This is a genomic window from Methylobacterium sp. P5_C11 (genome assembly GCF_054049775.1).
In genome coordinates this window covers 16,598-42,135 of sequence record NZ_JBFULS010000053.1, presented here as the reverse complement: position 1 = coordinate 42,135, position 25,538 = coordinate 16,598, and the positions used below count along the sequence as shown (strand labels likewise).

Genomic DNA, 25,538 nt, shown 5'->3' with positions numbered 1-25,538 from the left:
CCGCTCCGGCCGCCCGGGTCGCGGCCCGCGCCCTGCCCCGCACCCGCGACGTGTTCCGCGCCGCGATGGCGGAGGAGCCGTCCTTCTTCGAGAAGCTGTTCGGCGTCGGGACCGCCGCGCCCCAGGAAGATCCCCGCCAGGAGCGGCGCCCGGAAACCCGCCAGGCCCTGGCCTATGCCAGCCCGGACGCCCTGCCCCAGGAAGCCCTGCCCGGGCAGGCCCCGCGCACCCGGATCAGCCCGGCGCCCGAATCCGTGGCCGGCACGGCCGTCTACGACATCAGCGCCCGCACGGTGACGCTGCCCTCCGGCGAGGTGCTGGAGGCCCATTCCGGCCTCGGCGAGGCCATGGACAACCCGCGCTACGTCCACCTGCGCATGCGCGGCTCGACGCCCCCCGGCACCTACGACCTGACCGAGCGCGAGCGCCTGTTCCACGGGGTCCGGGCGATCCGCCTCAACCCGGTCGGCGGCAGCGGCGCGATCCACGGGCGCGACGGCCTGCTCGCCCACACCTACATGCTGCGTCAGCCCGGCGCCTCGAACGGGTGCGTCTCCTTCCGCGACTACAACCGCTTCCTGCAGGCCTTCCTGCGGGGCGAGGTCCGGCGCCTCGTGGTGGTGGCCGGCAGCGGCGACGGCGGCATCCTCAACCGGATCGGCATGATCGGCCGCCGGGGCGGCCGGGGCTGAGGATCGGCAGCCCCGGCGGCGCGCCGGGCCGAAGGTCCGAAATCACGAACGTCCGAGATCACTTCGGCGCGGCGCGGCTTTACGCGCCCGCCCCAGCTGCCTTAACGGGGCTCAGACGCCAGCCCTGACAAGAGGCACCCGATGAAACTGCCCCGCCGCTTCTTCCAGCCCCTCGCCACCGGCGCGCCGGCCCCGTTCCGCGACCTGCCGGTGCGGCTGGAGCGGATGATCCACTTCGTGCCGCCCCACAACGACAAGGTCCGCGCCCGGGTGCCGGAGCTCGCCGGCACGGTCGACGTGGTGCTGGGCAACCTGGAGGATGCGGTCCCGGCCGACCAGAAGGAGGCCGCGCGCAAGGGCTTCGTGGCCATGGCCCAGGCCACCGATTTCGCCGCCACCGGCACCGGCCTCTGGACCCGGATCAACGCCCTCAACTCGCCCTGGATTCTCGACGACCTGTTCACGATCGTGGCCGAGGTCGGCGACAAGCTCGACGTCGTGATGGTGCCCAAGGTCGAGGGGCCGTGGGACATCCACTACATCGACCAGCTTCTGGCCCAGCTCGAGGCGCGCCACGGCGTGACGAAGCCGATCCTGGTCCACGCGATCCTGGAGACCGCCGAGGGCGTGGCCAACGTCGACGCCATCGCGTCGGCCTCGCCGCGGATGCACGGCATGAGCCTGGGGCCGGCGGATCTCGCGGCGTCCCGCGGCATGAAGACCACCCGGGTCGGCGGCGGCCACCCCGATTACCGGGTGCTCAGCGACCCGTCGGGCGACGCCCCCCGGGCCACCGCCCAGCAGGACCTCTGGCACTACACCATCGCCCGGATGGTCGACGCCTGCATGGCCAACGGCATCAAGGCCTTCTACGGCCCGTTCGGCGACTTCTCCGACGGCGATGCCTGCGAGGCGCAGTTCCGCAACGCCTTCCTGATGGGCTGCGCCGGCGCCTGGACGCTGCACCCGAGCCAGGTGGCGATCGCCAAGCGGGTCTTCGCGCCGGACCCGGCCGAGGTGGCCTTCGCGGCCCGGATCGTCGAGGCCATGCCGGATGGCACCGGCGCGGTGATGCTCGACGGCAAGATGCAGGACGACGCCACCTGGAAGCAGGCCAAGGTCATCGTGGACCTCGCCAAGCTGGTCGCCGCCAAGGACCCGGAGCTGGCGGCGGTCTACAAGCTGGGGTGAGCGGGCTGCCGGGGCCGCGACTGACGCAGTCCCCGGGGGCCGGTGCGACAGCCACAGATCGAGTCGGACGCCGACGCTGACGGTTGAGCGCGATGGGCTCCCTCTCCCGTGCGGGAAAGGGTTGGGGTGAGGGTAGAGAACTCACAGGATCGAGCGCGTCGTCGAGGCGCCACAGGGCGCGCCTTATCCGGACAGTTCTCGTCCCTACGGTCTGAGCCCCCTCACCCGCCGAACCGCGCCCGGTACGCCTGCGGGGTCGCCGCGACGTGCCGCAGGAAGCTGCGCCGCAGCGTCTCCTCGGAGCCGAAGCCGCAGGTCCGGGCGACGCGCTTCACCGGCTGCGCCGTCTCGGCGAGCGCCCGCCGGGCCGCCTCCACCCGCAGGCGCTCCACGGCCCTGGCGGGGGTGAGGCCGGTCGCCTCCCGATAGTGCCGGCTCAGGCTGCGTTCGCTCATCCCGGCCGCCGCGGCCAGCGCCGGCAGGGACAGATCGCCGGACAGGTTGTCGGCGATATAGGCGTGGAGCCGCCCGAACCGCTYCTCCCCGGCCTGCAGGGCGAGCGCCGCGCTGAACTGCGCCTGCCCCCCGGGGCGCTTCAGGAACATGACGAGGTGGCGCGCCACCGCCAGGGCGTTCGCGCGGCCGAGATCCTCCTCGACCAGGGCCAGCGTCAGGTCGATGCCCGCCGTGACCCCCGCGGAGGACCAGACCGGGCCGTCGCGCACGAAGATCGGGTCGGGCTCGATCCGGGCGCGCGGGTAGCGCGCGGCCAGGGCGCCGCAGTGCTTCCAATGGGTCACGGCCCGCCGCCCGTCGAGGAGCCCGGCCGCGCCCAGCAGGAACGCCCCGGTGCAGACCGAGGCGACCCGGCGCGCTCGCCCCGCCCGGGCTCTCACCCAGGCCACCAGGGCGGGATCGGCGCAGGCCGCGACGACGCCGGGGCCGCCCGCGATCACCAGCGTGTCCACCGGCGCGTCGGGATCCGGCAGCGGGTCGGCCACCAGCCGAAGGCCCGCCGAGGCGGTCAGCCCCGGGTCGCCGGCCGCGATCACCCGCGGCGCGTAGGGCATGCCGGCGCCGCCATGCTCGTTGGCGGTGGCGAAGACCTGGAGCGGCCCGGCCACGTCGAGGAGCTGCACCGACGGGAACGCCAGCACCTCGACGGGGCGCGGCGGATCTGGCGAGAAACGAGGGGTCTTTGGCATTTCGGCCAGATCCTGCCGCGGTAGGGTCTCCCTGTCCACCACGGAGGCTCCGGCATGATCCCCCCCGACACCCACCTGCAGATCGGCTCGCTGCTGTTCGACGGGCTCGACCAGATCGATCTCACCGGCCCGTTCGAGGTGCTGTCCCGGGTTCCCAACAGCACCTACCGGATCTACGCGCCGGGCCGCGAGCCCGTCCGCGACGTGCGCGGCCTCCGGATGCTGCCGGACGCGACGCTCGCGGAGGCCCCGCGCCTCGACGTGCTGCACGTGCCCGGCGGCCAGGGCCAGGAGGCGCTGATGCGCGACGCCGCATTGCTCGGCTGGATCCGCGACCAGGCGGCCGGCGCCGGCCACGTGCTCTCGGTCTGCACCGGCGCGCTGCTCCTCGGGGCGGCCGGCCTGCTGGTCGGGCGCCGGGCGACGACCTACTGGAACGCGGTCCATCTGCTCCCGTTCTTCGGGGCCGAGCCGGTGGACGAACGCGTGGTGATCGACCGCGACGCGGACGGCCGCACCTGGGTGTTCGCGGCCGGCGTCACCGCGGGCATCGACGGCGCGCTGCGCCTCGCCGCCGCGCTGCGCGGCGAGGAGGCCGCCCGGAGCATCCAGCTCGGCATGCAATACGCCCCCGAACCCCCCTTCGACAGCGGCACGCCGCGCACGGCCGCCCCGGCCCTCGTGGCGCGGGCGCGGGCGGCGGCGGCCGACATCACGGCCCGGCGCGAGGCCACCGCCCGGGCGATCGCGGCCGAGCTCGGCATCCGGATCCCGTAGGAGACCTCCGATGGACCTCACCCACGTTCGCGCTTGCGCGGCCGCCCTGGCGGCGAAGGATCGGGACGCCGTGCGGGCGCAGATGGCCGAGGCGGTGGTGCTCAACACGCCGCTCGCCGCCGAGCCCGTGCGCGGGAAGGCGGCGATCCGGCCGGTGGTCGACGCCCTGCTCGCGGCGGTCGAGGCCTTCGCGGATCCGCCAGATCCTGGAAGGCCTCGCACATGCCGCCGCCGTCTTCGGCGCGCCCCCACCGGCTCGACGGCATGGATGACCGGCGCCTCGACGCGGCCGGGCGCAGCGACGAGATGACCGTCCTGTGGCGGCCGCTTCCGGAGGCGATCGCCGTCCGGGACAGCCTGGTCCGCGCCGCGGAAACGCCGACTTCCGCGGCGACCGGGTGACACGATCCGTCATCGGACCTATCTGTCCGATCTGGACGGGTTGAACCATGTCGGACGTAACACTGAGAACCGCGAAATTCGCGATCGGCGCCGTGGTGCGCCACCGGATCTACCCGTTCCGGGGCGTCGTGTTCGACGTCGACCCGGTGTTCGACAACACCGAGGAATGGTGGCTGGCGATCCCCGAGGAGGTCCGGCCGCGCAAGGACCAGCCCTTCTACCACCTGCTCGCCGAGAACGCCGAGACCGAGTACGTGGCCTACGTGTCGGAGCAGAACCTCCTGCCCGACACGTCGGGCGAGGCCCTGCGCCATGCCGGCATCGCCGAGATGTTCGAGCGCGACGCCGCCGGCGCGTACCGGATGCGCGACCGCGCCACGAACTGAGGGCCGGGCGCGTCGAGGCCCTGGCAAGCGCCCTGATCGTCCAGCCGGGTCCGGAATCCGTGGGCAACCGGTCGATCGCGCGGGCGGGCGGCCCACAACGCGAAGGGCCGGACCTCGCGGCCCGGCCCCCGGTGCGGACCCGCCCTGCGGCGGGTCGATGACGATCGCGGTCCCGGTGAGGGCTTACTTGGCCGCCGGGGCCGGTGCCGCGGCGCCGGCAGCCGGGGCCGCGCCGCCCTGCTGCTCCAGCTTCTTGCGCATGTCCTCGGAGCGCTTCTCCAGCTCGGCCTGGAGCTTCTTCTGCTGCTCCTCGAGCACCTTCGGGTCGATGGCCGGGCCGTCGAAGGCCTTGCCGAAGCCGGCCAGCGGCACCGCGAAGGTGACCTCGCGCTGGGTCTGGTTCTGGACCGAGACGTTGAGGGTCGTGCCCTTCTTCATCGCGGCGATCACGCCGGCATCGACGCCGCCCGCCTCGGCGAAGCAGCCGTTCGGGAAGCAGACCGCGAAGCGGCCGGCCGTCGGGCTCTGGCTGTCGACGTTGAAGCGGATGCCCGGCTGCAGCAGCAGGCCGAGCGGCAGCAGGTAGCGCACCACGCGCACCTCCTGCTTCTGGGCGGCGTTCTTCATCTCGTAGACCGCCACCGCCAGCACGGGCTGGCCCTGGTCGGACACGAAGTCGCGGGTCGTGTAGCAGATGTCGGTGCCCGAGCCCTGGTCCTTGCCGCAGACCTTGGTCCAGTCGGCCTGGCTCGGCTCGGACTTCACCGTCACGATCTGCGGGCCGGTCTGGGCGGCCGGGGTGTTGGCCGCCGGGGTGCCCGGCGCGGTCGGCGCCGGCGCGGCCGGCGCGGGAGCGGCGGGCTTCTTCGGCTGCGCCAGGGCCGGTGCGGCCGCGAGGCCGAGGCCCGCGAGGCCGAGGAGGGCGGCGCGCGCGAGCGTCGCGGTGCGGGTGAAGGACATCGGCTCTGACCCCTTGGAAGAGACGTGGTGTGGCTGGCAGGATGCGGAGCCGGCCTAGCGGCAGGTCCGCCGGACCGTCCGGATGCCCGCCGCGTTGGCGCGCTGACCGGAACTCCGGATGAATCGGTCCGACCATCGGGGCGGGACGGGCGCCCGTCGGCGCGCATCCCTCACCCCGGCGACCGGGCGGCCTGCCTTTCCCCGTGAATGAGGCGAAGGCATGACACCGCGGCCGGGAGGGCTGTCAGGACCGTCCTGGCCGCGCCCGGCCCCCGATAGGCCCGCATCCGCCCCGCCGCAAGCACGACGTGGCCCGGGCGCGAGGCACGAGCGCGTGATCGAATCGCGCCGGCGGCCGCCGCGTCGGGGGTTGCGCGCCGGGCGTCTTAGCGGTCGGTTAACCCTGCCGGGCCGACCATGGGGCGGGATCGGCAGGTTCGGTGGGGGCGGCGGGTTGAGCGCGTTGGCGGTGGCGGAGTGGGCGGCCGACGCCGCACCGGACGCGTCCGCGCGATCCGGCGGCCTCGCGGCCTGCCTGTTCGCGGCGGCGCGCACCGGTCCGGAGCGCACGATCCTGCGTGATTCGGGTGACCGCGTCGCCTGGTGCGGCCGTCCGGCCATCACCTGGACCTACGCGGCCGCCGCCGAGATCGTCGGGCGCCTCGCCCGCGGCATCGGCGCGTGGCGCCTTCCGGCCGGCAGCCGGATCGGGCTCTGGTTCGCCGGAGGCGCCGAATCGGCCCTCGCCCACCTCGCCGTCGAGGCGGCCGGCCACCTGCCCTGCGCGATGCCTGCCGCCTGGGATCCCGGACAGCTCTCCGCCGGGATCGAGGCCGCCGGCCTGGTGGCGGTGCTCACGGAGGGCCGCCGCGGCGCGCGCCGCCCCGCGGAAGACCTCACCCAGGCGGCCATGCGCCATTTCGGCCTGCGCTACCTCGCGGCCTTCGGCCCGAGCGTGCCGGACGGTGTGATCAGCCTCGACGCGATGGCCCTGGAGCGGGGCGTGGTCGCGCCGGTGGCGAGCCGCGGCCTCGTCACCTTCGCGGGGGGCGATCCCGGCCGGCCGGTCCATCGCAGCGCCGCGGCCCTCGCGGCGGCGATCGCCGCCCATCTCGACGCGCTGCCCCTGTCCGCGGACGAGCGGGTCCTGACGCTCCTGCCCGGCCACGATCTGCGCGGCCTCGTGACCGGCCTCGGCACGGCCCTGGCGGCGGGCGCCGGCCTGGAGACCGTGCTGCCCTTCGACGAGGCCGGGTTCCGCGCCGCCCTGCTGCGGCCGGTGCCCACGCGGCTCGTCGTGCCCGCCCTGATCGAGCCCGCCCTGATTGACCCTGCCCTGGCCGCCCTGCCCCTGCCCTGGACCGTCCGCGTCCTCCACGTGGTCCGCCGCGCGCCCACGCGCCTGACCCCGCGGAGCGCGGGGACCGCGGGTCCGCAGCGCCTCGACTCGGTGGTTTTCGGCGAGGCGGTGGTGCTCACGCGCCCCGGCCTGGACGACCTCGCCGCCACCCTGGCCCATCCGGAGCAGGCCCCCCTGCCCCGCGGGCTCCTGGACGTCGCCCGCGGGACCGAGGGCGGCCTCGCCTTTCGCGGGCCGGCCTGCGCGTCCGCTCCGCTCCCCGGCGGCGGGACGCCCGAGCCGGATCCGCACCTGTGGCGGAGCGCCGGCTACCGGCCCCTCCTGTCGGGCGGCTCGGCCGCCGCGGTCGTGGCGGCTTGAACGGCGGCCCCGCACCGGTTCATCCGGCGCTCAGGCGGCGCAGATAATCTCGCATCTGCACACGGACCGACGGATCCGATCCGCCTGTTCGCGGGTTCTGCATCGGATTGTCGTGACGGCTATCTTTCCAAGCCGTCCGGGATGGAGTACCGCTCAAGCTTATGGGTGCGCTGCAACAAGTGCTCGTGGTCGATGACGGCGTCCGCGCCGTGGACCGGTCCCTTTCGGGCGAGCTGGCCAGCCTCGGCTATGCGAGCGTGACCGCCTCGATGGAGGCGGCGGACGACGTGCTGGCCGTGATCGCGCGACCCGCCGCGGTCTTGCTCCAGGCTCCCACCCGGCGCGATCCCGCCTATGCCCGCCGCGCCGCCCGCCTCCGCGGCCATCTGCGCGACCGCGGCATCCCGGTGATTCTCATCGGCGATTCGGGGGAGGCCCGGGCCGGCGGCCCGGTCGATCTCGCGACCCGGCTCGGCGCCTACGTGGCCGCACAGCCGGATCTCTGACGCCCGTCCCGGTCGCATCCGGCCCGGGCAAGACGGACAGCCAAGTGGACACCGCAGGCGGACCGTCTGGGCCGCCGCGAGGCCCGCGCCTCCGACGACGGAGTCAGCGCGTCGCGCGCATCAGCTCCGGCGCGCCGAGCCTCGGCACGACCCCCTCCCGCATCACCAGCCGCCGCAGCGGCCCGAGCTGCGTCATCGCCAGCAGGCCGAGGCCGCGGAGCGCGTCCACCGGCAGCAGGGCGGTGAGCAGGCTGCGGTTGAGGAGGTCCACGGCGGCGGTGCGCGCCGCTGTATCGACGCGGCGCGCCCGCGCGTAGCCGTCGAGCACGGCGCGTGAACCGGGATCGCGGCGGTCGCGGGCGGCGGCCAGCACCGCGTCGCGCAGGGTCGCGGCGTCGCGCAGGCCGAGATTGAGGCCCTGGGCGCCGATCGGCGGGAAGACGTGGGCGGCCTCGCCGATCAGCGCCAGCCGATCCGCTACCGGCCGGGTCACCGCGAGGCTGCGCATGGGCACGAGTCCGCGGGGGCCGTCGACCCGCATGGCACCCAGCATCGCCCGGGCCTGCCGCTCCACGGCCTGGCCGAGGGCTCCGTCGTCGAGGGCCGCCAGCCGGCGCGCGGCGCCCTCCCCGGTCACCCAGACCAGGCTGGACCGGTGACCGCCCGGGAGCGGCACCAGGGTGAAGGGGCCGGACCGGGTGTGGAATTCGGTGGAGACGTCCCGATGCGGGCGCGCATGGGCCAGGATCGTGGTGATCGCGCTCTGCGGGTAGGTCCAGTCGCGCACGCGGACGCCGCTGGCGGCCCGCAGCGGCGAGCGCGCCCCGTCGGCCCCCACCACCAGCCGGGCCTCGACCGCGCCCCCGTCGGCCAGGGCGATGCGCGCGGCCGCCTCGCCGGGGACGGCGCCGGCGGCATCCGCCTCGACCAGGGTGAGGTTGTCCTGCCCCCGGGCGCAGGCGCGCAGGCTCTCGACCAGCCGCGCGCTCTCGACGTTCCAGCCGAAGGCGTCGAGGCCGATCTCGGCGGCGCGGAAGCGCGCCGGCGGCGGCCGGAACAGGCTGCCGGTGTCGTCGATGATCTGGAGTTCGCAGAGCGGGCTTGCGTGCGGCGCCACCGCCTCCCAGGCGCCCAGCGCCCCCAGGAACCGCACCGACCCGTCGAGGAGCGCGACGGTTCGCCCGTCCGCCACGGGGGCGTGGCGGCCGACCAGCGCCGTCGGAATCCCCTCCCGGGCGACCGCCAGCGCCGCGGCGAGCCCCGCGGCCCCGGCCCCGACCACGGCAACCTCGAACGGTGTCCCGGACCCCGTGACGGACCCGGTGACGGCCCCTGCGGCCTTGGCTCCTACCGACATGCTGCCCCGCACGATCTCCGCTCGGTCCCCCGTCGACCGGCCACCCATCGGGTGCCCGGCGGCCGGCCGGGGCCGCGGCGTCTTCTCCGCGCGGCCCGTGCCCGTATCTGAGCATTCCGGTGTCTCTGCCAACCCTGATCCGCGAAGGCCACAGCGCCGCAGCCCGGCGGCCTCAGGCCGGAGCGATCCGGTGCCCCCGTCCGCCTCGCCGCCGCGGCCGTCTCCACGCTGTCCGTGTCCCTCGCCCCGCCCGGGTCCGGCGCACCGTGCGGTCGACCCGGTCCGGGCCGGCGGCTGAGCCCCGTCAGCTCAGGAACGCCGCCAGCTCCGAAACGACCTCCTCCGGCCGCTCCTCCTGAAGGGTGTGACCGCAATCCAGCGCCCGGCCGGAGACGGCGGTGGCCTTCTCGCGCCACGTCTCCAGCACGTCGTAGGTCTGGCCGACCACGCCCCTCGCCCCCCAGAGCGCCAGGAGCGGGGCGGTGATCCGCGCCTGCGCATCGGCGGCGTCGTGCTCCAAGTCGATCCCGGCCGCCGCCCGGTAATCCTCGCAGATCGCGTGGCGGCAGGCGGGGTCGGCGTAGCAGCGCAGGTACTCGGCGAAGAGGTCGGGCGGCGGCGAGCCGGGCGTCTTGGACTGGCCCTCGACGTGATGGCGCAGGAAGTATTCCGGATCGGCCCCGATCAGCGTCTCCGGCAGGGGGTGGGGCTGGATGAAGAAGAACCACCAGAAGTACCGGGTGGCGAAATCCTTGTCGGTGCGCGCGTACATGGTCGCCGTGGGGGCGATGTCGAACAGGGCGATCCGCGCGACGGCCTGGGCGTGGTCGAGGGCGAGGCGGTGGGCGACGCGGCCGCCCCGGTCGTGGCCGACCACGGCGAACCGGTCGTGGCCGAGCGCCCGCATCACCGCCACCGCGTCGGCCGCCATGGCGCGCTTGGAATAGGCGACGTGGCGCTCGCCCCCCGGGGGCTTTCCCGAATCGCCGTAGCCGCGCAGGTCCATGGCCACCACGCTGCGGGTCTCGGCGAGGCGCGGGGCGACGTGGAGCCACGTGGACAGGGTCTGCGGGTGGCCGTGCAGCAGCAGGACCGGCGGCCCGGAGCCCGCCGAGCGGGCGTGGATCGTCACGCCGGGTGCGGTCTCGATCCGGTGCCGGTCGAAGCCCGGCAGGAAGTCGCTGGCCATGGGATCGATCTCCGGGGGCGGTCCCCCTCCCGCCGCACTGGCGCGCCGGGATGCACCGGATGATAAGGCGCCTCCGGCACCATGTCCGCCGAACCGCCATGACAGATGCACGCGCGACTCAGGACCCGGCCTTGAAGGATTCCGACGCGGCCGAGGCCGCGGAGGGGGAGGCCGGCCGCGCGCCCGCCGCGCCCGCCCTGCGGCCGAGCCTCCTCGATCCGCTCTTCGCGCCGGCCCGCGCCCTGCCGGGGATCGGGCCGAAGATGGCGCCGCTCATCGAGAAGCTGCTCGGCACCCCCGAGCGCGAGGCCCGGGTGGTGGACCTGCTGTTCCACCTGCCCCAGGGCGGCGTCGCGCGGAAGCTCATGGGCTCGATCAGCGACGCCCCCGTGGGCGAGCCGGTGACGATCGGCGTCACCGTGGTGGGGCACCGCCCGGCCCAGGCCGGAGCGGGCCGGCGCCCGCACCGGGTGCTGGTGGAGGATGCCACCGGCGACATCACCCTGGTGTTCTTCGGCATGCCCCGCGCCCGGGTGGAGAAGATGCTGCCGCTCGGGGCGCACCGCTACATCACCGGCCGGATCGACCTCTGGGACGGCACCCGCCAGATGGTCCACCCGTCCCGGATCGTGGACGAGGCGGGCTTGGCCGAGCTGCCCGCCGTCGAGCCGGTCTACGGGGCCACGGAGGGGCTGACCTCGCGGGCGATCAACAAGCTCGCGGTGGCGGCCCTCGACCGCCTGCCGGTCCTGCCGGAATGGCAGGATCCGGCCTGGCTGGAGAAGAACCGCCTGCCCGCCTTCGCGGAGGCCCTGCGCCTCGAGCACCGGCCCGAGGAGGCGCCCCCCAAGGCCGAGGATCCGCTCCAGCCGCCGCCCGCGACCCCGTCCCGGCGGCGGCTCGCCTACGACGAACTCCTCGCCTCCCAGCTGGCGCTCGCCCTCCTGCGCGCCCGCCAGCGGCGCAAGGCCGGCCGGGTCAATGCCGGCGACGGCGCCCTGAGCGCCCGCATCGAGGCCGCCCTCCCCTTCGCGCTGACCGGCGCGCAGGGCCGGGCGGTGGCGGAGATCCGCGCCGACCTCGCCGCGCCCCGCCGGATGCTGCGCCTGCTCCAGGGCGATGTCGGCTCGGGCAAGACCGCGGTGGCCCTGCTCGCCATGGCCTCGGCGGTGGAGGCCGGGCGTCAGGCCGCCCTGATGGCGCCCACCGAGATCCTCGCCCGGCAGCATTTCGAGCGGCTGAAGCCCCTGGCCGGCGGTTTGCGCCTGCGCCTGATGACCGGCCGCGACCGGGCCGCGGAGCGCAAGAGCACGCTGGCCGACCTCGCCGCGGGCGCGATCGACATCCTGGTCGGCACCCATGCCCTGTTCCAGGAGGCGGTCACCTTCCGCGACCTCGGCCTCGCGGTGGTGGACGAGCAGCACCGGTTCGGCGTTCACCAGCGCCTCGCCCTCGGGGCCAAGGGCGAGGCGGTGGACTTCCTGGTCATGACCGCGACGCCGATCCCCCGCACCCTGGCGCTGACCTTCTTCGGCGACATGGACGTGTCGATCCTCGACGAGAAGCCCGCCGGCCGGCAGCCGATCCGCACCCTGACCCTGTCCACCGAGCGGATCGACGAGGTCGTGGCCGGCCTCGCCCGGGCGATCGCCGGGGGCGAGCGGGTCTACTGGATCTGCCCGCTGGTGGAGGAATCCGAGTTCGTCGACCTCGCCGCCGCGGCCGAGCGCTTCGACGACCTGCGCAAGCATTTCGGCGACGCGGTCGGGCTGATCCACGGCAAGATGCCGGGTCCCGACAAGGATGCCGCCATGGCCCGCTTCGCCGCCGGGGAGACCAAGCTCCTGGTCTCGACCACCGTGGTGGAGGTCGGGGTCGACGTGCCCGAGGCCACCATCATGGTGATCGAGCACGCCGAGCGGTTCGGGCTGGCGCAGCTCCACCAGCTCCGGGGCCGGGTCGGGCGCGGCTCCAGGGCCTCGTCCTGCCTGCTGCTCTACCGGGGACCCCTCGGGCAGGTCTCGCGGGCGCGGCTCGAGATGATGCGGTCGAGCGAGGACGGCTTCCGGATCGCCGAGGCGGACCTGAAGCTGCGCGGCGAGGGCGAGGTGCTCGGCACCCGGCAGTCGGGGATGGCCGCCTTCCGCCTGGCCCGGCTGGAGAGCGACGGCGCCCTGCTGGAGGCCGCCCGCGACGACGCCCGGCTGATCGTGGAGCGCGATCCCGGCCTGAAGAGCCCCCGGGGGCAGGCCCTGCGGGCGCTCCTCTACCTGTTCGAACGCGAGGCCGCGATCCGGCTGATCGGCGCCGGATGAACGGCGCCATGAACGGCGTCGTTCAGGAAAGTCCGACGTTCATGAACGGTCGAGGCCGTCATCGTCCCCGATCGGCCAGATCGGTCGTCCGATGCGGCTTTGCCACAGGGTTTCGAAAAATTGCAGTGATTTCAAAGATTTGCCGGCGCTGAGCGGAAGCTTGGCGGCGCCTCGTCGGCGACCGGGAGGGCCGCGGGCAGGCCTCGTGACCTTGCATCAGCCATATTCTTCCCTTAACTGGAGATGAACGAATGGCCCGGTAAGCCGGGACATCACGGACGAATCTGGAGGACGGACATGTCGAATGGACTGTTCCAAAACCTGCCGGGCTCCCACGAGATGGCCGGTATCCAAGCGCTGCCGACCGAGCCCTGGCTTCTGCCGATCTCGGACCGCGCCGCCGAGGCGGCAAGCAAGACCGCGGACGAGCTGCAGGCCGCCGTGCGGCGGGCCGCCCGGCCATTCTGGCTGGTCGCCAACGGGCTCTGCATCGCCCTGGGCCTCGCCCTCACCCTGCAATGCGCCACCGGCTGGGTGCCGACGGCGCCGCGCAGCGCCGTGACGGTCGCACAGGCGACCCCGCCCACCATCGCGCCGCAGACGGCCTCGCTGCAGCGCTGAGCCGCACCGACAGGATGGAAGTCCAGGGCTGCCCCGCAGGCGCGGGGCGGCCTTTTTCATGGCCGATGGTCCCGGACAGGCGCCCGTTCCCGCGCGCGGCGCTCACGCGTCCTGCGGCTCCCGCTGCAGCGCCGAGCCGCCCGCCTGCTGCGCCGTCCGCAGGGAGGCCGCCATGGCGTTGAGCCGGCCCTGCGGGTCCTCCGGCTGGATCACCCCGGCCGACATCACCAGCTTGGCGGCGTCGTCGACGCTGATGGCGAGTTCAACCACCTCGGCCCGGGGCAGGTAGAAGAAGAAGCCCGTCGTCGGATTGGGCGCGCAGGGCAGGAACACGCCGACGAGGTCGTCCGCGGCGGCGCCCCGCGCCCGCAGCGCCCCTTCGACTTCGTGGGCCGCGGGGGCGGACAGGAACACCACCGACCACGTGCCCTTCACCGGGAATTCCACCAGCCCCACCGTGCGGAACGAGGTGCCGTTGGCGGAAAACAGCGTCTCGAAGATCTGCCGCAGGCCCTTGTAGAGGCCGGAGATCACCGGGGTGCGGGCCAGCAGGACCTCGCCGAACTCGATGACCGACCGCCCGACGAGGTTGGCCGTGAGGAATCCGAGCAGCGTCACCGCCAGGAAGGCGATGACCAGGCCGAGCCCCGGGATCGAGAACGGCAGGTAATGGTCCGGCAGGTAGCTCGCCGGCACCAGCGGCTTCACGAACGAATCGATCAGCGCGATGAACCACCAGGTGATGTAGGCGGTGATCGCGAGGGGGCCGGCCACGATGACGCCGGTGAGGAAGTAGGTCCGCAGCCGGCCGCGGGCGCTGACCCGCGTCTTCGGGGCGCCGCCGCCCGTCGCGGCGGCGTCGGGCTCGGGTACCTGGATCGGCGGGGGACTCGGCGCCACGGGTGCCCTCTCGGCCGCACCACGCGCGGCGATCCTGCTGCGGGGGCCATCCCCCGACGGCAGAGGTAGCGGTTGCGCTTCCCCGCCTCAAGGGCGCAGCGTCCGGCCCCGCCGGCCCTCAGGCGTCCGGGCCGGGCGGCMGGACGGCGGGAGCCGGCATCGCGTCCCGGGGAATCACGGCGCCGCGATGCCCGATCACCGTGCCGGCGAGGCGATGCGCCTCGGCGGCGGCGGCCTCCGGTGGCAGCCCGGCGATCCGCGCGGCGAGGTAGCCCGCCGCGAAGCTGTCCCCCGCGGCCGTCGTGTCGACGACCCGCGCCGCCGGCCCGGCCGGCACGGTGGTGTCGGCCGGGCCGTACAGCACCCGGGCGACCGGCCCCGATCCGTCCGAACCCTTGAGCACGATCTCGGCCCGGTCGCGGTGGCACAGGACCTCGTCCGCGCCCGCCGCACCGAACAGCCAGTCCAGATCCTCCGCCGAGGCGAAGATCAGGTCGGCCAGCGCCAGGGCCGCACGGAAGGCCGCCCAGGCCTCGTCCCGGTCGGGCCAGCCGCGGGGGCGGTAGTTGGTGTCGAAGGCGACCCGCCCGCCCCGCGCCCGCAGGCGCGACAGGGTCTCGAACAGGGCGGCGCGTCCGGTCTCGCCGTAGAGCGAGAGGCTGATGCCGGACAGGTAGACGAGGTCGTAGCCGGCGAGCTCCGCCTCGGTCTCGGCGGAGCCCGCCTCGGTGAAGAGGTCCCGGGCCGCGGCGCGGTCGCGCCAGTAGTGAAAGCTGCGCTCGCCGTCCGCATCCGTGCGGATGATGTAGAGCCCCGGCATTCGGCCCGGCAGCCGCCGGACCCGGTCGAGGCCGATGCCCTCGCGGCCCCAGGCGGCCGCCATCTCGTCGCTCCAGACGTCGTCGCCCAGCGCGGTCACGTAATCGACCGCGACGCCGAGGCGCGCGAGGTAGAGCGCGGTGTTCAGCGTGTCGCCGCCGAAGCCGCGGACCAGAGTCCCGTCCGGGCGCTCGGACAGCTCGACCATGCACTCGCCGATGCAGGCGACCCTCATGCGGTTCCTCCCGATGCGCGATGCCGTCTCCCCGCATTGTTCGGCCCGCTCTGTCAATCTCCCGCCCGGCCCCGATTCCCGCCGGCTCGATCCGGAGATCGGGGTGGCGCGACCGATGACTCGTTGTCCGGATAGCAATGATCATTGGCAGTAGAAATAATTCTGGATTTTATTGGAGAATCAATACAATTATTGTGTCGACAGTCTTGTCTATGATCGAAACGAATAAAACAAAGACTGAGTATTTTTGGTGTCATGAGCCATGGTCGGCGATCTGTGTGGAACAATCATGGCAAAGCGATCATGGAAAATCATACCTCCGAAACGCGAAGTGTTCCATGACGGGTCCACAACATGGCGGGGCGGGACGGGAGGCTGGGTGCGCCGGTGCCAGAGCGGTGGCGCGTCATGCAAGCCGGGCTGGGCGGCTTCGGACTGCCGGTGCCGCGACCGCGTCGAATCCGAAGCAATTTCCAAGATGGCGCCATGTCGCTTTTCAATAAGGCACTGTATGATGGTCGCTCCGGTGAAGATGTCGGTGCGTTTCTCGGAATCTGCTATGAATGAATTCTGAATTTTATGTAGAAAAATTATTCCTCGAAACTTGGGAATCGCCGATGCGATCCATGTGGTGCTGAGATGTTCCATACGGCCTTAAGTGCTCTGACGTTTTCTGCGGGCGAATTCCTGACCCTCACGGAAGGTCGCGGGATGAGTGGCGCCTGGAGCTGGGTTTTCGCGGGCGGGGAACTGGTCTGGTCTCCGGGATTCTACCGGCTGCTCGGTCTCGTCCCGAATGCCGCGAAGGCGCGCTACGACCTGCTGCTGAGCCTGATCCATCCGGAGGATCGAGCCCTGATGCCCACGCTCGCCGATATCCGGCAGGGCCAGGTCCCCCGCGAGGTCATCGTCCGGGTGATCCGGCCGAACGGCACGGCACGCACCCTCTCGCTGGCGATGGAGGTGCGGTTCTCGGCCGAGGGGCGGCCCGTCGCCCTCAACGGGACCGCCCTCGATGTCAGCGACCGCGAGCGCCTGGCCCGCCTGCGGCACGAGGACCGCCGCCGCCAGGGCGCGCTCTATCTCACCGAGCACATCACGACCTTCTCGATGGGGCTCGACCTCATCCGGGAGATCCCGTTCACGGTCGCCGAGGTCCACGGCCTGCCGCTCGACGAGATCTGCGCCGATCCGTATCTCATGGTCGTCCCGGAGGAACGCCGGGCCTTGCGGGCGGCGGCCCTGGAGCAGATCGAGCGGCGGGCGTTCTTCCAGGGCACGGCCCACGAGCGCCTCGCCAACGGCGAGCTCTGGCACTTCCGGATCCTCACGATGCCGATCTGGGACCCGGACGGAACCTATCTCGGCCGCGGCGGTCTCAAATATCCCGTCCGCAACCACGCACCGGCCCCGGTCGGCCTGCCCGAGGGGCTGGAGCAGTCGGTGGCCGGGCACCACCTGCGCGCCGCGCGGGCTCTCCTCGACTGGTCGATGATGGATCTCGCCCAGGCGAGCGGCCTGTCGCATTCCACGGTGCGGCGCCTGGAGGAGGATAGCGAGCATCGGGGCAGTCGGTCCCGCCTGCACGCGGTCGAGGCCCTGCACCGGGCGGGTGTCCGCTTCGTTCCCATCGATGACGGGACCCTGGCGGTCGCCCGGGCCTGAGCGCCGCAAGCGATCGGCGGGGCCGGCGCGCAGGATCCGTCCGACCACGCCCCCGGCGCCTCGGTGCGGATGCCCGCCCGGTCGGACCGGGTGCCGGATCGCGCCGCGATCCGGCACCCGGCGCGCCACTCCGCAGTGCTCGAAATGGCGGACCGCGCGGCCCATCGATGGCGGGCAATGCGGCGCGGATCGTGCTCAGGCCGCCTTGTGGCCGAGCTGGATCGCCTTGGCGATCTCCGAGCGCTTGGCGGCGTAGCCCGGGGCGACCATCGGGTAGTCGGCGGGCAGGCCGTACTTGGCCCGGTAGCGCTCCGGCGTGAGCCCGTGCGCGGTGAGGTGGCGCTTCAGGGTCTTGTAGGAGCGGCCGTCGATGAAGCTGATCAGGCCATCCTCCTGGATCGAGGCCTCGATCTGCGCCGCGGTCGGGCCGGTCCAGCCCGCACCCGATCCGGAGCCGCCGCCCTGCAGCACCGTGATGGCCGAGTGCACCTGGTCGATGAGAACCGGCAGGTCCCCCACGCCCACCGCATTCCGAGACACGTAGGCCGCAACCAACGATGTCGTGCACTTGATCAGATCTGTGTTCAGATCCGTCGACTTTTCGTGCAAATCGATAGTGTTCATGGATCCCCCAGTCGTGAGAAGCGAGGCATGAAGACTGGCGCATCGATAAAGCCGATTCCAGGATCAGCATTTACCGCCCAATCGTGCGCCAAATTGCTTCGCGTCTGCCAAGATCGGCACGTAACAATACAAAATCGGTGCGATTTGTCTACAGTTTATCTCAAGATGATCTTTGAACAATTTTTGTTCCGGTGAGGCAACATGAGGTTGCTCTGCTTCGGATGCGCAGCAAATATTGCGCAGTGTCGATCTTTGGATCGGCCGCCTGTCGGCGATGACTTCGGATGGTCTCACGATGACGGGCTGCGGACCCACGAATCAGGTTTGGAGACAGGGCCTGAACGGGATCTCGACCCGCGACGGGCGGAGCCCCGCCCTGACCTTTCCGCCCCGCCGGACCGCGACCGACCGGGGCACGGCGGGAATCCGGGCTTCAGTCCGGCGATCCGAGGGCGGTCCGCACCGGCGGATGTCCGGGCGACGCCGCGATTAACAAAGTCATCAGCCAAGTTGTGGATCGTGCGCCCCGGGCGCTTCGCCGAACGCGCGCGTRCCGGGCGACGGGCTCCGGCCGTGACGGCACGGCGTCATCTGTGCGACCGACGCGTCGAAGCGCTTTCGAGGGCGACCCTATGTCCGGACCGTGTCCGACCTCCATGCCGCGCGCACTGTCGACGCGCGACGCGTTCGAGCCGGACGGCGCGGAGGCGGCCGGCGGCCGGACGGCGCCCCTCTGGATGCTCCTCGTCGGGCGGGCCGCGGTCCGCCGGCACTGGCACCTCATCGGCGCCATGGGCCTGCTGTGGTCGTCGCTCGGCATCCTGGTGGTGGTCGATTCCCTCGACGGGGCGCTCCACGTCCCAGACCGGTGGTTCGGCCTGATCCTGCTCGCGGAGGGCGTGAGTTCCCTCGCCGTCGGGCTGTCGGCAATCGGCGCCGCCCGCCGGCTGCGCCTCTTCAAGGGGGGCCTGCTGTCGGTCATGGCCGTCCTGATCATGATGGCCACGCGGCACAGCACCTTCCTGCTCGCCATGATCTTCGGCATCGCCTTCGTGGTCGACGGTCTGGTCCGGATCACGATCGCGGGCCTGCTGAAATTCGCCGGCTGGCGGGCGTCAGTGGCCCTCGGGGGCCTCAGCATCGCCTTCGGGGTGTTCCATCTCCAGCCGTGGCCGACGTGGTACGCCGGCACGGTGGGCTACTGCATCGGGATGTTCCTGATCCTGAACGGCGCCAACCTCGCGCTGGTCGGCCTGCGGACGCGGCGCCTGGGCGTCGCCGAGCCGGCCCTGTCCGGCGCCGCCGCCGAGCCCGGCTGCGCCGCCGAGCCCGGCGGCCTGACGGTCTATGTCTGGACGCCCACCGGGCAGGCGACGACGCCCGCAGGTCAGCGCCTGATCCGGCGCTACGTCGCCTCCGTCGACAAGGCGGGGCGGTTCTCCACGGGCCACGCCGCCCTCCTGCTGGAGGACGACCTCTACGTCAGCCACTATCCGGCGGTGGAGATCGACCGCTCACCTGCCAATCTGCGGTCGAGCCTGCGCGCCGGTCCCGAGAACGACGTGCCGGGGCGCTTCCTGCCCTCCCACGACGCGGAGGTGGCGGATTGGTGTCCGGCGACGGTGGCGGTGCGGCTGAACGGCATCGACGCCGCCCGGCTGCGGGCATTCTGGGCGCGCTACAGCGCGGACACCACCTACAACTTCATCAGCCGCAACTGCTCCACCACGGTGGCCCGGTCTCTGGACGTCGCCGTCGAGGGCGCGTTCAGCCGCGGCGGCCATCCCTGGCGGACGCTCGCCGCGGCGCTGACCACGCCGGAATTCTGGGCCGCCGCCTTCCTGCGCGGCGGCGCGCGGTCCATGACGTGGACCCCGGGCCTGGTGCTCGACTACACGCGGGCGCTGAGCGCCCTCGTCGATCCCGCTTCGCCGGTGCCGTCGATCGCCTGGAGGCGCGTCGGATGGCGGGTCCTGCGCAACTGGCGGGCACGGAGCCTGACGCGCCTGGGCCGGATCGGCCGGCAGCCCGCCGGGACGGAGGCGGGACCGACCGAGGCCTGAGGCGGAACGCGCGCCCCCCCTCAGGGGGTCTTGCCGGCCGCGGCGGCGCGGCCGGCGGCGAGATCGGCCGCAATGGCCTGCATCACCGCGAGCGTCTCGATCTCGTCCTGCTCCGCCCCGTGGTCGCTGAGCTTCACGATCACCGTGCCGGTCTCGCGGTTGACGTAGATGTACTGGCCGTAGACGCCGATCGCCGAGATGTCGTCGTCGTCGCCGCCGGGCGCGTGCCACCACTGGGCGGAGTACTGCCAGCCGTCGACCGCGCGCTGGGCCGGCGTCATGATCCGCTCGATCCAGCGGGCCGGGATGATGCGGTTGGCGTTCAGACGGCCCTGATCGGCCACCAGCAGGCCGAGGCGGGCGAAGTCCCGGGCCGTCGCGTTGATGCAGCAGAACGCCTTCTCGATCCCGCCGGGCCGGTCGAGGTTCCAGGTGGCGTCGGCCTGGGCGCCCATCGGCTTCCAGATCCGCTCCGAGAGGATGTCGGCCAGCGGCCTGCCCTCGATCCGGGCGAGGATCAGGCCGAGCAGCTCGGTGTCGATGCTGCGGTAGCGGCCCTTGCTGCCGGGCTTGAACGCCAGATGGGCGTTGTCGCGCACGAAGGCCGTGATGTCTCGCGTCAGGTACATCCCGGCGGTGCCGGTCAGGGGGTGTCGGGGATCGTAGTTCTCCGGCACGGCGATCCCGCTCGCCATGTCGAGGAGGTTGCGCACGGTGATCTGTCCGAAGACCGCGCCGTTCTTCAGCTCGGGCAGGAGGGCGGAGACGCGGTCGGTCTCGGCGAGCTGGCCCCGCGCCACCGCGGCGCCCACCAGCAGCGAGACGACGGACTTCGCCACCGACCAGGACGGGAACAGCGTCTCCGGTCCGGTGCCCGGGCGCTGCCACTCGTGGATCAGTCCCCCGTCCTGCACCACCAGGAAGGCATTGGTGTGGGTGGCCTCCAGCACCGTCATCAGCGGGACCGTCTTCCCCTTCCAGGGGACGCGGTCGAGGATCGGGCGCGGCCGGGCCGGCAGCTCGCTCCCCCGTGCCGGGGCCTGGACGATCCGGCTCGGGAACCACGTGCCCACCGACGACGGCTCGATCACCGCCAGCGCCGTGAGGGTCAGGGGATCGGGGACGTTGATCAGCGCGGCGGCGGTCCAGGCGCAGCCCGCCACGGCGGTCGCGCCCGCCGCGGCGATCACGCCCCACCGGCGGCCCCGGCGTGTGCGGGCCGGAGAATCCGGGATCGCCGAGGACGCGGTCATGCTGGGTCTGTGTCGCTCTGAATCGTCGCCGTGGCGCGGCCGCTCCCGCGGCGGGGGCCGGCGCGCGGCCACCGTGAGGGGCAGGCCTTAACGAAAGCCCCACTCGGTCCCCGCCCGGGACGGACGCCCTCCGTCGTCGGTGAAGATCTCGGGCGCCGGTTCGGAAATGTTCATGGATTCTGTGGCGATGTGCCGGTCGTCCGCCGCGATCCTGCAGCCGCTTCGCCGCAGAGTTGGGCCGGCCCGTCGACTCCCCGTCTGCTCGGGCGTCCGATTCGAAACCGGTTCTCCACGCCTCGATCGCCCGATTCACGCTGCCCCGACAGCCCGAAAGGTCGCCGTGCCATGAATCCGTACCTGATCCTCGGGCTCGCCATCGGCGCAGAGGTGACCGCCACCCTCGCGCTGAAGGCCGCCGAGGGCCTCACGCGCCCGGGGCCGACGGTGATCGTGGCCCTCGGATACGGCACCGCCCTGTGGCTGATGTCGACCAGCATGGACATGCTGCCCATCGGCGTCGTCTACGCGATCTGGTCGGGGGTCGGCATGATCGGCGCGGCGCTCGGCGGCGCGTGGCTGTACGGCGAGGCGCTCAACCCGACCCTGCTGGCCGGTATCGGGGTGATCGCCGTGGGCGTGACCATCCTGGCCGCCGGGCAGGGCCAGCACTGACCACCGCGCATCCTCAGAACCGCCCCGCGATCGTCAGGCGCACGGCCGTGGGCTCCACCGGGTGGAGCACGCGGTCGACGAGCCCCTCGGCCGGCTCGCCGGGCAGGCGGGACACGTACGCGTAGGTGATCTGGTCGGACTTGCTGTTGGTCAGGTTCAGCACGTCCAGCGAGACGCTGATGCCAGTCTCGAAGTTATAGCCCACCCGGCCGTTGAACAGCGCGGTCGGCCGCGACCGGATCGCGTTGTCCTCGATCAGCGGACGCGGTCCGAAGTAGCGGAACCTCAGGGCGCCGAACCAGCCGAGCGGCTCGCCGAACGTGACGCCCGCCGACGCGATGGTGGTGGGGGCCTCAGGCACCCGGTTGCCCACCGGGTCGTAGTCCGAGAACCGGGCGTTGGTGATCGTCAGGTCGCCCTCCAGCGACAGCCAGGGCGTCACCGCGTAACGGTTCGTCCACTCGACGCCGAAGCGCCGGGTCGGGCGGCTCGGCTCCGTCGTGCCGCTATCCCCCTGGAACAGGTTCTCCGAGGCGAAGTCGAGCCGGAACAGGGCGAGGCTCGTCTCCAGCCCGGCGATCGAGCGGTTGCGCAGCCCGATCTCGTAGCCCGTGGACGGCACCAGGAACGGCGAGCGCGTGGTGTTGAACAGCGAACTCGTCGGATCGACGGTGGCGGTCACGCCGCGCACGTCGTTCGAGTGGAAGCCGCCGCCGTAATTCACGTAGAGTTCGGTATCGAACCACGGGCCGAGGGTCAGGCCCAGCTTCGGGTTGACGATGCCGTCTCGCGCGTTGCCGGAGTTGGCGGGTGTGTCCGAGACGACGCGCGCATAGTAGCCGTCCGCGCGGAAGCCGATCGCGGTGCGCAGCCAGTCGGTCCAGCGGACCCGGTTGTCGAAGTAGAAGGCCCCGCTTGTCTCCAGCACGCGATCGTCGAGCACGCCGGACCGGTACTGGCGGTTCGTGGTGTTGAACAATCCGACGCGGATCGAGTCGGTCCGGGTCTGAACGCCGATTTCGTTTTCCATCGGCCGCCCGAACAGGTCCCCCTGGAAGATATGCAACGCCTCGCCGCCGCCGATGATGCGCTGGTCGAGCTGGTGGAACTGGTCGCCGTTGACGGGATCGTTGAGGAAGTAGGTGAAGTCGTTGAACAGGTTGAGCTGCGAGCGGATCACGTAGGCCGAGGCCCTTGTCACGCCCGTGTCGTCCGTCGCGCTGAACTTGCCCGAGATCGAGAAGCGGGAAGTGTCGCCGCCGTCCGTGGGGTTGATCGTGCCGTAGCGGCTGATCAGCCCCTCGGTGACGGCCCGCTCCGGGATCTGGTTGGTCGCCGTCCAGCGCGCCGCGTAGGCCATGCCGGTGACCGAGAAGCCGTCGAGCGCCGTGCCCTGGCTGTAGCGGGCGACCCCGTTGATCTTGCGCAGCGCGTCCGGGACGACCCACGGCCCATCGTAGACCTGCGCCTCGCCAGCCAGGAGCAGGTTGCCCTCGCCCAGCGGCACAGTGGTGATCGACAGGGCGCGCTTGTAGCCGAAGCTGCCGATCGAGGTCAGGGCGACGTTCTTGGGTGTCGCGTCGAGGTAGTCGATCCGCACCGACCCCGCGGAGGCGAAGTCGCCGTCGCGCACGAAGTACGGCCCCTTGTGGAACTCCACCGCGCCGACGAGTTCGGGAATCAGGACGTTGATGTCGGCGTAGCCCTGGCCGTGGGCGTGGGTACGCATGTTGAGCGGCATGCCGTCCAGGGACAGGGCGATGTCGGTGCCGTGGTCGAGGTTGAAGCCGCGCAGGAAGAACTGGTTGGCCTTCCCCTCACCGGAATGCTGGGTGACGATCAGGCCCGGCACCGCTTCCAAAACTTCTCCGGGGCGGGTCACGGGGCGGCTGTTGACCTGCGGACCCGTGATGAGCCCGGAGCTGGCGGAGTCCACGGGCGTGCTGATCCCGCCGATGCCGGTCGTGCCTCCGACATAGCCTGCGCTCGCGGAGGGACCGATTTGCGGAGCCGCGGCCGCGGCGGGTTCGGCGGTCACCGAGATCTCGTCGAGTCGCGTCTCGGTGGGGTCCGGCCCGGTCCGGTCCAGGGCGGAGGCCGCGGATGTCAGGCTCGCCAGTGCGGCGAGGATGGGGAGCGCGGAGCGGCGGGCAAGACGGGTCACGGGATCTCGGGCGGCGGCAGTGGCACGTCACCGCGAACGAGGCCTCGGCGTCCGTGCTCGCGCGCGGGCGCCTCGACACCCGCCAGGACACCCCGCCCGGCGCGTTTCGCGTGTGACCACGGCTGACGGCAGGTCTCCTGGCTCGCGGGTCGCCGCCCTCGCACCGTCTTCCCGGGGTGACCCAGTGACGTGGTGGTGAAGGGCTCGCCGCTCACAGTTGCGGGGGCAGCCGCGGCTTCGGGGCGAGCCCTCACCGCGTTCCCTTTTGATCCCCGAAGGAAACCGTCACGCCTACCATCCGTCGGGCGGGCGGGCCACGTCAACACGCCGAAGCCAGGCGGCAGGCCCTGTGGCGCCCCCGGGGCGCGGCAGCGACAGTGCGGTCCCGGGACCTGTCGGCGGCCTTATGGAGCCCGCCTCGGCCCCGGGCCGGTCCCGAAGGCGCGGATGCCGCTGCCACATCCTCGCCGCGAACGTGCGGTCAAGCTTCGCCTTCGCACGGGCGGGGCCTCGCCCGATGCGGCCAGGTTGGGCGAGCACGGAGCGCACATGCATGCGGGGTAGCGAGAGGACGCGGATCGGTCCTGCACTGATCGTCCTGGCAACGGCCGGCGGCCTGGGGGCCTGCAACACCGCCTCGCCGGTTCTCACGACGGGCTCGATCCCCGACCGTAAAGCGCCGATGGTCGTCAGCGATGCCGAGCGCGATTGCCTCGGCCGCGCCATGTACTTCGAATCGAACCGCAGCGACAGCGACGGGCTCGTCGCGGTGGGCACGGTGGTGATGAACCGGTTGGAGAACGCGATCTTCCCGGGCGGCATCTGCGCGGTGGTCGGGCAGCCGGGGCAATTCGCGCCGGGCGTCCTCACCAAGCCGATGCAGGAGAAGGACCTGCTGAAGGTCGCCGACGCCGCCGACGCCGTCCTGGCCGGGGAGCGCCACCCGAAGGTCGGAAAGGCGATGTACTTCCACACCGCGGGCCGGCACTACCCCTACGACAACATGCACTACGTGGCCGTCGCCGGCGGCAACGCCTTCTACGAGAAACGCGACCGCCGCGCGGCCAAGCTGGACAAGCCGGCCGCACCTGCGGCGCCCGGCCTGCCCGCGATGGCCCTGACCTACGCGGCCGTGCCCGCTCCGGCGGCGCAGTAGAGCGGTCCACACCGACCCGGCCCGGGCGCGCGACCGGTGCGATCAGCGGGGGCCCGCGTCGTCCGCCCGGGTCTCGCGCAGGGCGCGGGCTTCCTGCCGGGCGACGGCCAGGACCCGCTGCCGGCTCCGCGGCTCCCGCAGGGCGCTCCACAGGCGGAGCAGCTCCAGGGTCGCGATCGGTTCGCGGTCCGGTGCGGCTTCCGGGCCGACCTCCGCGAAGAAGATCTCGACCGGATGCCCGAGCGCCTCGGCCAGTCGCCCCAGCAGAGCGTCGGCTCGGGCGGTCGGGCGCACGGGGAAGCCTGTTTGTGGGCGGGCGATCGAACCGGATCCTTACCTTTAAGTTGTATGCTCTGCATTCAACCAGGTTATTGCCCCGCCATGTCCGACGACGACGGTTTTGACCGCATGGTGGAGGCGACCATCGCGGCCCATCACCTCCTTGTTTCGAACGGCACGGCGACGATGCAACTCCTGTCTCGGCTGCTGCTCTTGGAGATCGGAACGGCGATCGCGGCGCGACGCGACGCGGATGCGGCCGCCAACGACAATCCGGGTGCGCCCGAGGATTAGCGTGTGCGCCGCCGGTGCGGGGACCGGCCTGGCCGGCCGGGCAGCGTCAGGCCGGCCGCGCCGGGACCGATCGAACGCATAAATATTCGCTTC

General features: G+C 72.4%; 24 protein-coding genes and 1 riboswitch. Of the genes, 14 read left to right on the top strand and 10 right to left on the bottom strand.

The genetic code is table 11. From position 1 onward, the window contains the following. A partial coding sequence (locus ACXJKQ_RS22270; RefSeq protein ID WP_457107874.1) for a DUF2778 domain-containing protein occupies positions 1-692 on the top strand: 692 nt, incomplete at its 5' end. Positions 693-833: 141 nt separating this feature from the next. Further along, positions 834-1,883, top strand: a complete 1,050-nt coding sequence (locus ACXJKQ_RS22265) for an HpcH/HpaI aldolase/citrate lyase family protein (RefSeq protein WP_457107873.1) — start codon at positions 834-836, stop codon at positions 1,881-1,883. A 221-nt stretch (positions 1,884-2,104) separates the two neighbouring features. Here ACXJKQ_RS22265 and ACXJKQ_RS22260 read toward each other — a convergent pair whose 3' ends face one another. Further along, complete coding sequence (locus tag ACXJKQ_RS22260; RefSeq protein WP_457107872.1) at positions 2,105-3,088, bottom strand: GlxA family transcriptional regulator; 984 nt, start codon at positions 3,086-3,088, stop codon at positions 2,105-2,107. A 54-nt stretch (positions 3,089-3,142) separates the two neighbouring features. Here ACXJKQ_RS22260 and ACXJKQ_RS22255 point away from each other — a divergent pair, with 54 nt between their 5' ends. From ACXJKQ_RS22255 to hspQ, 3 genes are all read left to right on the top strand, one after another. Next, a complete protein-coding gene (locus ACXJKQ_RS22255; protein ID WP_457107871.1) occupies positions 3,143-3,865 on the top strand; it encodes a DJ-1/PfpI family protein in 723 nt (240 codons plus the stop codon). A 10-nt stretch (positions 3,866-3,875) separates the two neighbouring features. After that, positions 3,876-4,175: a hypothetical protein gene (locus ACXJKQ_RS22250; RefSeq protein WP_457107870.1), complete on the top strand. Its 300-nt coding sequence runs from the start codon at positions 3,876-3,878 to the stop codon at positions 4,173-4,175. A 139-nt stretch (positions 4,176-4,314) separates the two neighbouring features. Then, positions 4,315-4,653 carry a heat shock protein HspQ gene (gene hspQ, locus ACXJKQ_RS22245; RefSeq protein WP_091776447.1) on the top strand — a complete coding sequence of 113 codons (339 nt, stop codon included), beginning with the start codon at positions 4,315-4,317 and terminating at the stop codon, positions 4,651-4,653. Between the two features lie 183 nt (positions 4,654-4,836). On the opposite strand, the gene ACXJKQ_RS22240 is transcribed toward hspQ, so the two are convergent. Further along, positions 4,837-5,613: an invasion associated locus B family protein gene (locus ACXJKQ_RS22240; RefSeq protein WP_457107869.1), complete on the bottom strand. Its 777-nt coding sequence runs from the start codon at positions 5,611-5,613 to the stop codon at positions 4,837-4,839. Between the two features lie 454 nt (positions 5,614-6,067). On the opposite strand from ACXJKQ_RS22240, the gene ACXJKQ_RS22235 reads away from it, so the two are divergent. Continuing rightward, positions 6,068-7,333, top strand: coding sequence for an AMP-binding protein (locus ACXJKQ_RS22235; protein WP_457107868.1), 1,266 nt, complete (start codon positions 6,068-6,070; stop codon positions 7,331-7,333). Positions 7,334-7,494: 161 nt separating this feature from the next. Beyond that, entirely contained in the window at positions 7,495-7,839 is a 345-nt protein-coding gene (locus ACXJKQ_RS22230; RefSeq protein ID WP_457107867.1) for a hypothetical protein, read from the top strand. 103 nt (positions 7,840-7,942) lie between these two features. Here the strand turns inward: ACXJKQ_RS22230 and ACXJKQ_RS22225 are convergent, their stop codons facing one another. Both ACXJKQ_RS22225 and ACXJKQ_RS22220 read right to left on the bottom strand, forming a co-directional pair. Beyond that, entirely contained in the window at positions 7,943-9,196 is a 1,254-nt protein-coding gene (locus ACXJKQ_RS22225) for a UbiH/UbiF family hydroxylase (protein WP_457107866.1), read from the bottom strand. Positions 9,197-9,500: 304 nt separating this feature from the next. Beyond that, positions 9,501-10,385 (bottom strand): alpha/beta fold hydrolase, encoded by an 885-nt coding sequence (locus tag ACXJKQ_RS22220; protein WP_457107865.1) that lies wholly within the window; start codon positions 10,383-10,385, stop codon positions 9,501-9,503. A gap of 98 nt (positions 10,386-10,483) precedes the next feature. Here ACXJKQ_RS22220 and recG point away from each other — a divergent pair, with 98 nt between their 5' ends. Together recG and ACXJKQ_RS22210 are read left to right on the top strand one after the other, a co-directional pair. After that, positions 10,484-12,700 (top strand): ATP-dependent DNA helicase RecG, encoded by a 2,217-nt coding sequence (gene recG, locus ACXJKQ_RS22215; protein ID WP_457107864.1) that lies wholly within the window; start codon positions 10,484-10,486, stop codon positions 12,698-12,700. 297 nt (positions 12,701-12,997) lie between these two features. Then, positions 12,998-13,321 (top strand): hypothetical protein, encoded by a 324-nt coding sequence (locus ACXJKQ_RS22210; protein ID WP_457107863.1) that lies wholly within the window; start codon positions 12,998-13,000, stop codon positions 13,319-13,321. A gap of 102 nt (positions 13,322-13,423) precedes the next feature. On the opposite strand, the gene ACXJKQ_RS22205 is transcribed toward ACXJKQ_RS22210, so the two are convergent. Then, the gene (locus ACXJKQ_RS22205; protein WP_457107862.1) at positions 13,424-14,221 is read right to left on the bottom strand and encodes a DUF502 domain-containing protein; all 798 of its coding nucleotides are present in this window, start codon (positions 14,219-14,221) and stop codon (positions 13,424-13,426) included. A 118-nt stretch (positions 14,222-14,339) separates the two neighbouring features. Continuing rightward, a complete protein-coding gene (locus tag ACXJKQ_RS22200; protein ID WP_457107861.1) occupies positions 14,340-15,275 on the bottom strand; it encodes a sugar kinase in 936 nt (311 codons plus the stop codon). A 711-nt stretch (positions 15,276-15,986) separates the two neighbouring features. Here ACXJKQ_RS22200 and ACXJKQ_RS22195 point away from each other — a divergent pair. After that, positions 15,987-16,940, top strand: coding sequence for a PAS domain-containing protein (locus ACXJKQ_RS22195; RefSeq protein ID WP_457107860.1), 954 nt, complete (start codon positions 15,987-15,989; stop codon positions 16,938-16,940). Positions 16,941-17,135: 195 nt separating this feature from the next. Here ACXJKQ_RS22195 and ACXJKQ_RS22190 read toward each other — a convergent pair whose 3' ends face one another. Continuing rightward, the gene (locus tag ACXJKQ_RS22190) at positions 17,136-17,564 is read right to left on the bottom strand and encodes a MucR family transcriptional regulator (RefSeq protein ID WP_457107859.1); all 429 of its coding nucleotides are present in this window, start codon (positions 17,562-17,564) and stop codon (positions 17,136-17,138) included. A gap of 656 nt (positions 17,565-18,220) precedes the next feature. On the opposite strand from ACXJKQ_RS22190, the gene ACXJKQ_RS22185 reads away from it, so the two are divergent. Beyond that, the gene (locus ACXJKQ_RS22185; RefSeq protein ID WP_457107858.1) at positions 18,221-19,627 is read left to right on the top strand and encodes a DUF4105 domain-containing protein; all 1,407 of its coding nucleotides are present in this window, start codon (positions 18,221-18,223) and stop codon (positions 19,625-19,627) included. A gap of 20 nt (positions 19,628-19,647) precedes the next feature. Here ACXJKQ_RS22185 and ACXJKQ_RS22180 read toward each other — a convergent pair whose 3' ends face one another. Next, positions 19,648-20,880, bottom strand: a complete 1,233-nt coding sequence (locus ACXJKQ_RS22180) for a serine hydrolase domain-containing protein (protein WP_457107857.1) — start codon at positions 20,878-20,880, stop codon at positions 19,648-19,650. 345 nt (positions 20,881-21,225) lie between these two features. On the opposite strand from ACXJKQ_RS22180, the gene ACXJKQ_RS22175 reads away from it, so the two are divergent. Next, a complete protein-coding gene (locus ACXJKQ_RS22175; RefSeq protein ID WP_457107856.1) occupies positions 21,226-21,552 on the top strand; it encodes a DMT family transporter in 327 nt (108 codons plus the stop codon). A gap of 13 nt (positions 21,553-21,565) precedes the next feature. Here ACXJKQ_RS22175 and ACXJKQ_RS22170 read toward each other — a convergent pair whose 3' ends face one another. After that, complete coding sequence (locus tag ACXJKQ_RS22170; protein ID WP_457107875.1) at positions 21,566-23,590, bottom strand: TonB-dependent receptor; 2,025 nt, start codon at positions 23,588-23,590, stop codon at positions 21,566-21,568. A gap of 236 nt (positions 23,591-23,826) precedes the next feature. Beyond that, positions 23,827-24,018, bottom strand: a riboswitch (cobalamin riboswitch). Between the two features lie 251 nt (positions 24,019-24,269). Here ACXJKQ_RS22170 and ACXJKQ_RS22165 point away from each other — a divergent pair. Further along, complete coding sequence (locus ACXJKQ_RS22165) at positions 24,270-24,872, top strand: cell wall hydrolase (RefSeq protein WP_457107855.1); 603 nt, start codon at positions 24,270-24,272, stop codon at positions 24,870-24,872. 42 nt (positions 24,873-24,914) lie between these two features. On the opposite strand, the gene ACXJKQ_RS22160 is transcribed toward ACXJKQ_RS22165, so the two are convergent. After that, positions 24,915-25,166: a hypothetical protein gene (locus ACXJKQ_RS22160; protein ID WP_457107854.1), complete on the bottom strand. Its 252-nt coding sequence runs from the start codon at positions 25,164-25,166 to the stop codon at positions 24,915-24,917. A gap of 87 nt (positions 25,167-25,253) precedes the next feature. Here ACXJKQ_RS22160 and ACXJKQ_RS22155 point away from each other — a divergent pair, with 87 nt between their 5' ends. Next, positions 25,254-25,445 carry a hypothetical protein gene (locus ACXJKQ_RS22155; RefSeq protein ID WP_457107853.1) on the top strand — a complete coding sequence of 64 codons (192 nt, stop codon included), beginning with the start codon at positions 25,254-25,256 and terminating at the stop codon, positions 25,443-25,445. Positions 25,446-25,538 lie beyond the last annotated feature (93 nt).